Source organism: Pseudomonas sp. ok266, assembly GCF_900110195.1.
Taxonomy (GTDB): domain Bacteria; phylum Pseudomonadota; class Gammaproteobacteria; order Pseudomonadales; family Pseudomonadaceae; genus Aquipseudomonas; species Aquipseudomonas neuropathica.
In genome coordinates this window covers 1-12,147 of record NZ_FOCU01000013.1, presented here as the reverse complement: position 1 = coordinate 12,147, position 12,147 = coordinate 1, and the positions used below count along the sequence as shown (strand labels likewise).

Sequence of the window (12,147 nt, the reverse complement as noted above, 5' to 3'; positions counted from 1 at the left end):
TTTACTCAGGCAGCTTGCGCTTTAGCCGACGACTCCCCGACTTGGCTGCGGGCATCCGTCGGGCCGAACACTTCGCGCGGTTCCGGGAACAGGCTCAGCAGCGTCAGGTACACCACCGAAGCCAGGCCCAATGTCACCGGCAAACTGATGTCGATACCGCCGGCCATTTCACCCAACGGGCCAACGAACTGCCCCGGCAAATTGACGAAGCACAAACCAACCGCCGCGCTCGGGATCCATGCGCCCAGACCGCGCCAGTTCCAGCCGTGGCTGAACCAGTAGCGACCGCCCTGTTCGCCGCGCGTGAACACTTGCAGGTCATCCGGGCAGTAGAAGCCGCGACGCACCAAGAGGCCGATGATCATGATCACCATCCATGGCGTGGTGCAGGTGATGATCAGCACGGCGAAGGTCGACACGCTCTGCACCAGGTTCGCCGCAAAGCGGCCGATGAAGATGAAGGCAATCGACAGCACGCCGATCAGCAGCGTCGCCTTCACGCGCGACAGCACGCGGGGGAACACGCTGGACATGTCCAGCCCGGTGCCATACAGCGAGGTGGTGCCGGTGGACATGCCGCCGATCACCGCAATCAGGCACACCGGCAGGAAGAACCAGCTCGGCGACACCGCCAGCAAACCACCGACATAGTTGTTCGCCGCGATGTAGTCCGGCGCCTTGATCGCGACGATGGTCGCGGTGGCCAGGCCGAACAGGAACGGGATGAACGTGGCGATCTGCGACAGCACGACCGCTGCCATGATCCGTTGTTTGGAGGTGTCACGCGGGATGTAGCGCGACCAGTCGCCGAGGAACGCTCCGAAGGAAATCGGGTTGCTCATGGCTACCAGCGCGGCGCCGATGAACGCGGCCCAGAAGCCTGGCTGACCGAGGCTCACCGTACCGGCGTAGTTCACATCGAAAGGACCGGCGAAGGCGAAGATGCCCAGCAGGAACAACAGGCTGGCGCTCCACACTGCGATCTTGTTCACCCACAGCAAAAAGCGGAAGCCGTAGATGCACACGGTCAGCACCAGAATCGCGAACAGACCGTAGGCCAGGCCCAGAGTCAGGTCGGTTTCCGGCAGACCGATCAAGCGTTTCGCACCACCGATCAGCGCATCCCCCGAACTCCACACCGAGAGCGAGAAAAACGCGATAGCGGTCAACAGCGACAGGAACGAACCGACGATGCGCCCATGCACGCCGAAATGCGCACCCGACGACACGGCATTGTTGGTGCCGTTGATCGGGCCGAACAGGCCCATCGGTGCGAGGATCAGCGAGCCAAGCAGCACGCCCGACACAATCGCCCAGACGCCGGCCTGAAAAGACAGACCGAACAGCACCGGGAAACTGCCGAGCACGGCGGTGGCAAAGGTATTCGAACCACCGAAGATCATCCGGAACAAGTCCGTCGGGCCTGCGCTGCGTTCGTGGTCCGGGATCTGTTCGACCCCGTGGGTTTCAATTTGCGTAAGGCTTTGGTCGTTGTTGTTGTTATTCATGATCTGCTCCGATCATAAAGGCGCGCTCATCGTGCGTGAGCGTCACCTGTCTTGGCTAAGGGGATGGCAGCCCTTCCGGCATTGCGGACAAATGTTCGTGGCAGGCCAGCCAATGGCCTTGTTGTTCTAGGCTCGACGCTTGTTTCTTGAAAACAATCGTCTCGCGCTCCTGGCTGAAGTGTTGCTCCCCTTGCATGCGCAGCTCGGTGGCCACGTCATGGATGAAAATCGCCACATCACCTTGCAGGCTGACGAAGGCGTTGCTCGACGTGCACGACAGCACCTCGAAGCCATCCTCGGCGCGCCAGCTGTCCCACAAGGCCTGATAGGCATCGCGCGACAGCAGCGGCTGTTCGAGGGTGTAGAAAACGAAACTCGCATCGGCGCTGAAGGCGCCGAAGTAAGCTTCGCGATCGTTACGGGCGAAGGCGGACACCAGATCGGCGGCCGCTTGCAGAACCTGATCACGTTCGTTCATGACCCGACCCTCAGCGATGGACCACGCCAGGCAGTACGCAGAGCATTTCGTACAGCAGGTTGGCGGCCAGCAGCGAGGTGTTGCCGGTGGTGTCATAAGCGGGCGAGACTTCTACCAGATCGCAACCGATCAGGTCGAGGCCTTGGCAGCCGCGAACGATTTCAATCGCCTGAATGGTCGTCAGACCACCGATTTCCGGGGTGCCGGTGCCCGGTGCCCAGGCCGGATCGATGCCGTCGATGTCGAAGCTCAGATACACCGGACCGCCGCCGACTTTCTCGCGCACTTCGGCCATCAGTGGCGCCAGCGACTTGTGCCAGCACTCTTCGGCCTGAACCACGCGGAAGCCCTGATCGCGGCTCCAGTTGAAGTCGTCCGCGGTGTAACCCTGCGCGCGCAGACCAATTTGCACCACGCGGTCGCAGTCCAGAAGGCCTTCTTCGACGGCGCGACGGAAGGTCGTACCGTGGGCGATCTTCTCGCCGAACATGTGATCGTTGACGTCAGCGTGGGCATCGATGTGCACCAGACCGACCTTGCCGTGCTTTTTATGAATCGCCCGCAGGATCGGCAGGGTGATGGTGTGGTCGCCACCCAGGGTCATCGGGATCACGTTGTGCTCGAGGATGTTGTCGTAGGCTTCTTCGATGATGCGCACGGCGTCGAGCAGGTTGAAGGTGTTGATCGCCACGTCACCGATGTCGGCGACCGACAGCGAGTCGAATGGCGCCGCGCCGGTGGCCATGTTGTACGGGCGGATCATCACCGATTCGGTGCGGATGTCGCGTGGCCCGAAGCGGGTGCCGGGACGCAGCGAAGTACCGATGTCCAGGGGCACGCCAACAAAGGCAGCGTCCAGGCCGGCAGCGGTCGGTACATGGGGGAGTCGGAGCATGGTGGCGATGCCGCCGAAGCGCGGCATTTCGTTGCCGCCCAGTGGTTGGTGAAGAATCTTGTCCACGGGTAAGGCCTCATCGTCTTTGTTTTATTTATGTCGGCGCGCCGTGGAGCAGGGGAGCGGGCGCCGCTGTGGGGCCGATGATGCGAAATGTAGTGAGGGGAAAGAATCGCTACGGGCAAAAACTTAGTTCAGATTTTTCTAAACTAATGGCGGGGCTGGGATTAGACTTTGCGGTCTCGGGATTCTTGCCTGGCTGAACATTGCTGCCCTCACCCCAGCCCTCTACCGGAGGGAGAGGGGGCTGATCTCCATGGCTTTCAAATCCTGAGATCGACTCGGTATTTCAGGTCGATGTAAATCCCGAATACAACCCGGTCGGCTCCCTCTCCCTCGGGGAGAGGGCTGGGGTGAGGGGCTTTTCCCACAGACACGCAGTTGCAAACCCCGGAGCAGACATGGCCAACGCTTTACCCGACCTGAAACTGTTGCGCATCTTCGTCAGCGTCGTCCGTCATCAGGGTTTCGCCAACGCCCAGCAGGAACTCAACCTGTCGACCTCGGCGATCAGCACCTACATGAGCCAGCTCGAAGCCGCGCTCGGCCTGGTGCTATGCCATCGCGGCCGCGGTGGGTTCAGCCTGACCAGCAAGGGTGAGCTGTTCCATCAGGAAACCCTGCGCCTGCTCGCCGAGCTCGAAGGTTTCGAGCAATACGCCGCTGCGCTCAAGGGCGAATTGCGTGGCACGCTCAACCTTGGCGTCATCGACTCTACCGTCAGCGACAAGGCACTGCCCTTCGCCGAAGCCATCGGCGCTTACAGTCAGGAACACCCGGCGGTGCATTTGCATTTGTCGGTGATGAGCCCGTACGAACTGCAACTCGGTGTGCAGGACAACCGTCTCGATCTGGCCATCGGTGCGTTTTCCACGCGCATGAGCGGTCTGGTCTACATGCCGCTGTACCGCGAGCAGCACTGGTTGTATTGCAGTAGCCGCCATCCGTTATTCAACGAGCGGCGGATTCCTGAGCAGGTCATCACTCAACAGCGCATGGTCGGACGCGGTTACTGGAGCCAGGCCGAGCTGGCCCGGCACGGCTTCAAACACAGCGCCGCCACCGTGGAAAGTATGGAAGCGCAGCTGATTCTGGTGCTGTCCGGCGCCTACATCGGTTACTTGCCGGAGCACTATGCTCAGGCCTGGGCCGACAAGGGCGATTTGCGTGTGTTGCTGCCAGCGACGTTTGGTTATCAGGCGCCGTTCTCGATGATCATGCGCCGGGGTCGCAGTCGCGAGCCGCTGATCCAGACCTTCCGTGATTTGCTTAAAGCACAGCTCAATCAGGCTTAAGAACGATGTCCAGACCTCAATGCCCGCGCTGCCTGCGCCCCCAAACCCATTGCCTTTGCCCGCTGATCCCGAGCCTCGACAGTCGCACGCGGGTGTTGCTGTTGCAGCATCCGAGCGAGGTTAATCACGCGTTGAATACCGCGCGTCTGGCAGCGCTGGGGTTGAGCAATGCCGAGCTGATCGTCGGTGAGGTGTTCGAGGATTTGCCGACGCTGTTAAGCCGCCCGGGGTATCGGGCGCGGTTGTTGTTTCCGGCCGATGACGCGCAGCCGATGCAGGCTTACGGTGAGTCCGAGGAACCGTTGTTGCTGGTGGTGCCGGATGGCACCTGGCGCAAGGCGCGCAAGATGTTGCACCTCAATCCATTACTGGCGGCGCTGCCCCGGGTGACGCTGGCCGAGGGCGGGGTGTCGCGGTATCGCTTGCGCAAGGCACCGGGACCGGGGGCGTTGTCGACCATTGAGGCGATTGTGCAGGCGTTGCAGACGCTGGAGGCGCCGGTTTCATTCGAGCCTTTGCTCAAGCCGTTCGAGGCGTTGATCGAGGGGCAGATTGCGGCGATGGGGGAGGAGACCTTCCAGCGTAATCATGGTGATAGATAGGCGTTGATTGTGCCGGCCTCTTCGCGAGCAAGCTCGCTCCCACAGGGGAACGCATTCCAAAATGTGGGAGCGAGCTTGCTCGCGAAGGCGCCAGATCAATCACCGCAAATCTCAACAATGACTAGCGCTCACGCATCGCCTCGGTCCGCGCTTTCAACACTGGCTTGAGCAGGTAATCCAGGACACTCTTTTCGCCGGTAATAATGTCCACCGTCGCCACCATCCCCGGAATAATCAGCAACGGTTTCACATCCCCGCCCAAATGGTTTTTATCGGTACGCACCTGAATCAGATAAAAGCTATTGCCCTTGTCATCGGTAATCGTGTCCGCACCGATCAACTCCAGCTTGGCACTCAGCCCACCGTAAATCGTGTAGTCGTAAGCACTGAACTTGACCATGGCCTTCTGGCCCGGATGCAGGAACGCGACGTCCTGCGGCCGCACTTTGGCCTCGATCAACAGGTTGTCTTCCAACGGCACGATTTCAACCATGTCGCTGCCCGGCTGGACCACGCCGCCGATGGTATTGACCTTCAATTGCTTGATCACCCCGTGCACCGGTGAGGTCACGGTGGTGCGGCTGACACGGTCGTCGATGGCGATGCTGGTGGCAGTGATTTTCGACAGGTCCGTACGTTTCTCGTTCAGCTCCTTGGCCGCCTCGGAACGGAAGGTCTGCTCGGATTCGTCGATCTTGCTGCGGATCTCGGCAATCGCCGATTCGGCGCGGGGAATCGCCAGAGTGGTGGCGTTCAGCGAGCCACGGATTTCCACGGCGCTGCGTTTCAGCCGGAGGATTTCCACGGGTGACACCGCACCGGTTTTCACCAGCGGTTCAGACATGTTCATCTCTTGCTGCAACAGCGCCAGGCTGGAACTGAACTGGCCCTGTTTGGAACGAAACTCCGCCAGCTCCTGAGTCTTCTGCCGCAGCTGTTCGCTAAGCGTACGCTGTTCGCTGGCCAGTCGGCGCTGGCGCTGGTCGTACAGCGAGCGTTCGTCTTCGGCGACTTGCGGGGCTTTGGCGATCACTTCATCGGAGAGCTTGAACGGCCGGCCCTCGGCCTCCGCCGACAGTCGCTCGACCTGCGCGGTCAACGCATAACGATCGGCCTCGCTCTCACCCTTGTTCGAGCGAAAGCGTGTGTCATCCAGGCGCAGCAACGTGTCGCCCTTGTTCACCATTTGCCCTTCGCGGACGAAAATCTCGGTGACGATCCCGCCTTCAAGGTTCTGGATCACCTGCACCTTGCTCGATGGAATCGCCTTGCCTTCGCCCATGGTCACTTCTTCGAGCACGGCGAATTTGGCCCAGACCACTGCGCTGATCAGCAGCGCTGCCGCCAGCCACACGGTGATTCGCGACCAGCGCGGCGAATCCTGTAACGAGGCACCGGCGGTTTCCGGCATGAATTCGGCTTCGGCGCTTTTGCCGAAACTGTCGAAGTAGCCGCGATCTTTGCTATCTGAGGAAGCAGACATGGGGCAACTCCTAAACCGCCGCCGAGCCGACACGGCCCTTGCGCAGTGCATCGATGACCGCTTCTTTCGGACCGTCGGCGACGACCCGGCCGTTGTCCAGCACCAGCAAGCGGTCCACCAGACTCAGCATTGAAGTGCGGTGGGTGACCAGCAGCAGTGTCTTGCCTTGCACCCAGCCGTGCAGCTTCTGCCGCAGTTGGTCTTCGCTGCTGTTGTCCATGGCACTGGTGGGTTCGTCGAGCAGCATGATCGGTGGATCGAGCAACAAGGATCGCGCGAGCAAAACGGCCTGACGTTGACCGCCGGAGAGCAATTGCCCGCGCTCGCCCACCGGCCGGTCGAAACCTTGCGGATGCTGGCGGGCAAGTTCGGTAACGCCGGTCAGTTCGGCGACTTCGAGCATCCGCGCATCGCTGATGTAACGTGCGCCGAGGGTCAGGTTGTCACGCAGGCTGCCGGCCAGCAGCGGCAGATCGTGAGCGACGTAGCCGATCTGCTGACGCAGGTCAGCAACATCGAGTTGGCGCAGGTCGAGGCCGTCGAGCAGCAGTTGGCCTTCCTCGGGTTCATAGAAACCCATGACCAAACGCGCCAAGGTACTTTTGCCCGAGCCGCTGCGGCCGATGATGCCGACCCGTTCACCGGGTTTCAGGCTGAACGAAACATTGCTCAGTGCCGGCGCATTCTGGCCGTTGTAATGAAAGGTCACGCCGCTGACGTCGAGTGCGCCTTGCAGTTGCGTGCGCTCCAGCGGCCGCTGCTTGCCGTCGCGTTCCTGCGGCAGGGCCATCAGCGCATCGGTGCTTTTCATGGTCAGTTGCGCTTGCTGATAGCGGGTGATCAACCCGGCAATCTGTCCCAGCGGCGCAAGCACGCGGCTGCCGAGCATGTAACTGGCAACCAGCGCACCGACGCTGAGGTTTCCAGCGATGATGCTGTAGACCCCGGCGACAATCGTCGCCATCCCCGAGAATTGTTGAATGAACAATGTGCCGTTAGTGGCCAGCGCCGACAGATTGCGCGCGTGGCTGTCGAGGCGGGTGAGGGCGCCGTGGGTGCTCTCCCATTTGTGCTGGCGCTCGCTTTCGGCGCTGCAAGCCTTGAGGGTTTCCAGGCCACCGAGAGTTTCGATCAGCACCGCTTGGCGTTCAGCGCCGAGGCTCAGGCTCTTTTGCACGGTGTCGCGAAGGCGCACCTGAATGATCATCGCGAAGATGATGGTGATCGGAAACGCCAGCAGCGGAATCACCACCAGCCAGCCGCCGAGCAGGCCGATCACCACCAGCATCAGCACGACGAAGGGCAGGTCGATCAGGCTGGTCAGGGTCACCGCTGTGAGGAATTCGCGCAGGCCCTGGAAGTCATGAATGCTCTGGGCGAAACCACCGATGGTCGCCGGCCGTGCCTTCATCGACATGCCGGTGATGCGTTCAAATAAAGTCGCGGAAAGGATCACATCGGTTTTCTTGCCGGCGGTGTCGAGCAGGTGCGCGCGAACTACCCGCAGGACCAGTTCGAACCCGGTGCCGATCAGCAAACCGATCGACAGCACCCACAAGGTCGAGGTGGCCTGATTCGGCACCACGCGGTCGTAGGTCTGCATGACGAACAGCGGCACCATCAGGCCTAAAAGGTTGATCAGGAAACTGGCGAGAATCGCATCGCTGTAGAGCCATTTCGACAGCTTCAGGGTGTCGCGAAACCATGCATGTACCCTTGGCACCAGCGGCGAGCGCAGGTCTTCGAGTTCGTGGCGCGGACGGGCGAACAAGGCCTGGCCGCTGTAGTGCTCGCTGAGCTCTTCGCGGCTGATCCATTGCTCGCCGCCATCGGCTTCGCTGGGCAGGATCAGCGCTTTGCCGTCGTCGCTGAAGCGCCGCAGAACAGCGGTGCGACCGTCGTTGAGCAGCAGCAGAATCGGCAGATTCAGTGGTGAGATGTCTTTCAGTTCACGGCGCAAAATCCGCGCCTGCAACCCGGCCCGGGCTGCTGCGCGGGGCAGCAGGTCCAGACTCAGGCGTTGCTTGTTCAGGGGCAACCCGGCACTCAGGCTGGCGCGACTGACCGTCGCGCCATGCAGTTTGCAGAGGATCAACAGACCGTCGAGTAACGGATCATCGAAGCTCAGCCGCGGATCGATCCCGGTGTGGCCGGGTTCCATGCTGGTCATATTGATCGCTCCCCTGTTACCGCTTCATTGATCGTTCCCACGCTCTGCGTGGGAATGCCTCTAGGGACGCTCTGCGTCCAGTGACGCGGAGCGTCACGGGCTGCATTCCCACGCGGAGCGTGGGAACGATCAAAAGATCGCAGCCTTCGGCAGCTCCTACATGGGACTTACTTCAGTTCCGGCAGGCGCGCTTCGTTTTTCACTTCGGTCGCGGCGATCGCATCGGCCGGCAGCACCACCCGTTGTTTGCTCAGCAACTGGCCCATGTTCGCCAGCACGCGGTACATCGAATACTCCTCGGTGTAGCGGATTTCGGTGTAGCGACGGTTGGCGTTGTAAAGCTCGTTTTCACTGTCGAGCAAGTCGAGCAGGGTGCGTTGGCCGAGGCCGAACTGATCCTGATACGCGGCGCGTACGCGTTTGGTGGTTTCCGCGTATTCGCGTGCGGTCGGGGTCTGTTTCTTCGCGTTCTGCATGGCGTTCCAGGCCAGGCGAATGTTCTCGTTGAGTTGACGCAGGGCGTTGTTGCGGATGTCCATCGCCTGATTGATCTGGTGCGCATCGGAGGCCAGGCGCGCCTTGTCGCTGCCGCCACGGAACAGGTTGTAGTTCATCACCACACCGACGCGCCATTCGTTGTCGTGGCCTTCATCGCCTTGCACATTGTTGTTCGCGCCGACGGCCGCTTCCGCGTCGAAGCGCGGGTAGAACGGCGACTTGGCGACTTCGTACTGGCTCTCGGCCGATTGCACGTCAGCCTGGGCGGACTTCAGATACGGGTTGTTGTCGACCATGCTCTGCTGGGCTTCACGCAATTCGGTCGGCAGTTCGCCACGGGTTGAGGCCGGGGTTTCCAGCTCATCGGGCATGCGCCCGACGACGCTGTAGAAGTTGGCTTCGGCGTCAGACAGATCGACTTCGGCGGTGTCGAGGTTGTTCTGCGCCAGCGCTTTACGCGCAACCGATTGATCGGAGTCGGCGGTGCTGCCGACACCCCGCTCGGTGCGCAGGCCAATCTGATCGTTGACCCGCAAGTGTGCCTGCAGGTTGTTGCGAGCCAAGGTCACCAGTTCGCGGCGCTTGAGCACTTCGAGGTAGACCTCGATGGTGCGCAGGGCCAGATCCTGGGCGGTGCCTTGCGCGTAGTACGCGCGCGAATTGGAGACGCCTTTGGTGCGTTCGACTTCGTTGGCGGTGTTGAAACCGTCGAACAGCATCTGCCGCAGGCGCAACTCGGACTGGGTGTAATTGAGGATTTCGGTGTGGTGATTACCGAAGGCCCGGGTGTTGGTGTTGTCGCTGTAGCCACGGCCATAGGCGGCGTTCAAATCGACGGACGGATAGAAGCCGCCCTTGGCGACTTTGACTTGTTCATCAGCCGACAGGCGGGCGTCCACGCGCGAGGCCAGTTCCGGGTGAGTGGCGATGGTGCTTTGAATCGCCTCGGTGAGGTTCATGGCCTGAGCTTGAGAAGTGCAAGCCATGGCCAGCAAAACCGCGCTGCAGAGGGGGGTTAGAACGCGCATGGGTGCATCTCCCTGAGTCCTGATGGTGTGTTACTGTCGCCAAATATTTGACGATATTTTTAGGTGTAGGCGTTTCACTCTTGTAACAACAGAGCTAAGAACATCCTGAAGCGTAGCTAAGAAAAAATTTTCATAAGGCTTATGCCGAAAAAAACTTATGCGCTTTGTAAAAACCGGCACATTGTTCAGCATGAAAGCCTTTGTTTTATGCGCTTTAGGGAGTGCAAAAAGGCTTGAGGAAAGTTCCATTCACTTTGCGACATACGGCGAAGTACTGCTGAAGGGGAGGGACGCGTAGCGGCTGATGGGCGACAGATTTTTGTCACTCGAGTGATTCACCACCGTTACGTAGCGTTAGTAGGCGTATGGCTTTGATCAGGATGCGGAAGTGCTTGATAGCACTGATGTTTCCGAAAGAAGCCACCTGCGAAACGAACTGTTGAAGGTGCGAGCGTCGCCTCCAACAACCCGATTGAGCCATGGGCTGCTTCGCTTACCAGTGCCGACGGTGGTCGGCAGCGGAGGATTTCACATGGCAACGCTCATCGGGATAGTCACCAAAGTCATTGGCCAGGTTTTCGCCCAGTCAGCCGACGGCACTAAACGCGCACTGGTTGAGGGGGATCGCCTGTTTGCCGGCGATCAACTGATCACCGGCGCAGAAGGCGCCGTCGCCGTTCATCTGCAAAACGGCCAGGAACTGACCCTGGGCCGTGACAGCAGCCTGACCATGACCGGCCAATTGCTGGCCGATCAAGCGGCGCACGTAAATGCGCCAGAGGCGGTGACCCCGAGCGAAGCGCAACTGACTGACGTTGAGCAAATCCAGAAAGCCATCGCCGCCGGTGATGACCCGAGCAAAAACGCCGAAGCCACTGCCGCCGGCCCGAATGCCCCGGGCGGGGCGCCGGGTGAATTGGGCGGCGGCCACAGTTTTGTCTTGCTGACCGAAGTCGGCGGCCGGGTCGACCCGATCATCGGTTTCCCTACCGCCGGGTTCGGCGGTATTCCCGAATTCCCTGAAGAACGCCACAACGCGGTGATCGACAACGGCGACAACACCCCGGCAGTCGTGGTGCCGCCACCGGTCAACAATCCGGTAACCCTTACCGGCCTGGATGTGGCTGGTGGCGAACTCAATCTCAATGAAGCCAATCTGCCTGACGGCTCGGCGGCCAATCCTGGCGCCCTCACGCAAAGCGGCAGCTTCACTGTGTCGGCGCCGGACGGTCTGACCAGCCTGAGCATTGGCGGCATCAACCTGATCAACGGCGGCGTAGCTGTCGGGTTCCCGCAATCGATCACCACGCAACTGGGCAACACCCTGACCATCACCGGTTACAACCCGGCGACGGGCGTGGTCAGTTACAGCTACACCCTCAACGGCAACGAAAGCCACGCGGCCGGCGATGGCGCGAACAACCTCAGCGAACAGTTCACGGTGATTGCCGGTGACAGTAATGGCGACACCGCGACCGGCACGCTCGACGTCAACATCACCGACGACGTGCCGAAAGCCTTCGATGACAGCAATGGTACGGCTTCAGAGACTCAACTGACGCTGACCGGCAATGTGCTGACCAATGACGTGCAAGGTGCCGACCGTGTGCCCACCGGTCCCGTTACGCCAGGCACGTTCACCGGCACTTACGGCACCTTGGTACTCAACGCCAACGGCACCTACACCTACACGCTGAACACCAATGACGCCGACTTCAAAAACCTGCACGGTGGCGGTATTGGCACGGAAACCTTCGCCTACACCATCACCGATTCGGACGGTGATACCAGCACGGCGAATCTCGTTCTGCAGATCCACAACAACGACGATCCAGTGGTCATCAATGGCCTGAACGTCGAAGGCGGCGAGCTGACGGTCTACGAGAAAAATCTCACTGACGGCAGCGCACCGGATTCCACCGCGTTGACTCAAAGCGGCACGTTCACCATCACCGCACTCGATGGCGTCACGACGCTGACTGTGGGTGGCATTGCTGTCGTTACCAACGGTGTGGCCGCCGGTTTCCCGCAATCGGTCACTACGCCGCTGGGCAGCACGTTGACCATCACCGGTTTCAACGCCACCACCGGCGTGGTCAGCTACAGCTACACCCTGGTCGACAACGAAGC

General features: G+C 60.7%; 9 protein-coding genes. 3 read left to right on the top strand and 6 right to left on the bottom strand.

All coding sequences use genetic code 11. From position 1 onward, the window contains the following. Positions 1-5 precede the first annotated feature (5 nt). From BMY54_RS22925 to speB, 3 genes are read right to left on the bottom strand one after another with little or no spacing between them, the layout of a single operon-like run. A complete protein-coding gene (locus tag BMY54_RS22925) occupies positions 6-1,508 on the bottom strand; it encodes a purine-cytosine permease family protein (protein WP_093438026.1) in 1,503 nt (500 codons plus the stop codon). Between the two features lie 55 nt (positions 1,509-1,563). Further along, on the bottom strand, positions 1,564-1,986 hold the full coding sequence (locus tag BMY54_RS22920) for a YybH family protein (RefSeq protein WP_034153227.1): 423 nt from the start codon (positions 1,984-1,986) through the stop codon (positions 1,564-1,566). A gap of 10 nt (positions 1,987-1,996) precedes the next feature. Continuing rightward, a complete protein-coding gene (gene speB / locus BMY54_RS22915) occupies positions 1,997-2,947 on the bottom strand; it encodes an agmatinase (protein ID WP_003222717.1) in 951 nt (316 codons plus the stop codon). A gap of 395 nt (positions 2,948-3,342) precedes the next feature. On the opposite strand from speB, the gene BMY54_RS22910 reads away from it, so the two are divergent. Together BMY54_RS22910 and BMY54_RS22905 are read left to right on the top strand one after the other, a co-directional pair. Next, positions 3,343-4,236 carry a LysR family transcriptional regulator gene (locus BMY54_RS22910; RefSeq protein WP_007956593.1) on the top strand — a complete coding sequence of 298 codons (894 nt, stop codon included), beginning with the start codon at positions 3,343-3,345 and terminating at the stop codon, positions 4,234-4,236. A 5-nt stretch (positions 4,237-4,241) separates the two neighbouring features. Beyond that, a complete protein-coding gene (locus BMY54_RS22905; protein WP_093438021.1) occupies positions 4,242-4,838 on the top strand; it encodes a tRNA-uridine aminocarboxypropyltransferase in 597 nt (198 codons plus the stop codon). A 121-nt stretch (positions 4,839-4,959) separates the two neighbouring features. Here BMY54_RS22905 and BMY54_RS22900 read toward each other — a convergent pair whose 3' ends face one another. From BMY54_RS22900 to BMY54_RS22890, 3 genes are all read right to left on the bottom strand, one after another. Then, positions 4,960-6,321 (bottom strand): HlyD family type I secretion periplasmic adaptor subunit, encoded by a 1,362-nt coding sequence (locus BMY54_RS22900; RefSeq protein WP_093438017.1) that lies wholly within the window; start codon positions 6,319-6,321, stop codon positions 4,960-4,962. A 10-nt stretch (positions 6,322-6,331) separates the two neighbouring features. Further along, a complete protein-coding gene (locus BMY54_RS22895) occupies positions 6,332-8,491 on the bottom strand; it encodes a type I secretion system permease/ATPase (RefSeq protein ID WP_093438012.1) in 2,160 nt (719 codons plus the stop codon). A 167-nt stretch (positions 8,492-8,658) separates the two neighbouring features. Continuing rightward, a complete protein-coding gene (locus BMY54_RS22890) occupies positions 8,659-10,017 on the bottom strand; it encodes a TolC family outer membrane protein (RefSeq protein ID WP_093438007.1) in 1,359 nt (452 codons plus the stop codon). A gap of 532 nt (positions 10,018-10,549) precedes the next feature. Between BMY54_RS22890 and BMY54_RS22885 the strand changes: the two genes are divergently transcribed. Continuing rightward, positions 10,550-12,147: retention module-containing protein (locus BMY54_RS22885; RefSeq protein WP_139213438.1), on the top strand; the 1,598-nt coding region annotated here is incomplete at its 3' end.

What these genes read in the sequence shown, in the direction of transcription:
- BMY54_RS22925 (WP_093438026.1), bottom strand. Translation starts at nt 1,508, where the DNA reads ATGAATAACAACAACAACGACCAAAGCCTTACGCAAATTGAAACCCAC.
- BMY54_RS22895 (WP_093438012.1), bottom strand. Translation starts at nt 8,491, where the DNA reads ATGACCAGCATGGAACCCGGCCACACCGGGATCGATCCGCGGCTGAGC.
- BMY54_RS22905 (WP_093438021.1), top strand. Translation starts at nt 4,242, where the DNA reads ATGTCCAGACCTCAATGCCCGCGCTGCCTGCGCCCCCAAACCCATTGC.
- BMY54_RS22920 (WP_034153227.1), bottom strand. Translation starts at nt 1,986, where the DNA reads ATGAACGAACGTGATCAGGTTCTGCAAGCGGCCGCCGATCTGGTGTCC.
- BMY54_RS22900 (WP_093438017.1), bottom strand. Translation starts at nt 6,321, where the DNA reads ATGTCTGCTTCCTCAGATAGCAAAGATCGCGGCTACTTCGACAGTTTC.
- BMY54_RS22910 (WP_007956593.1), top strand. Translation starts at nt 3,343, where the DNA reads ATGGCCAACGCTTTACCCGACCTGAAACTGTTGCGCATCTTCGTCAGC.
- BMY54_RS22890 (WP_093438007.1), bottom strand. Translation starts at nt 10,017, where the DNA reads ATGCGCGTTCTAACCCCCCTCTGCAGCGCGGTTTTGCTGGCCATGGCT.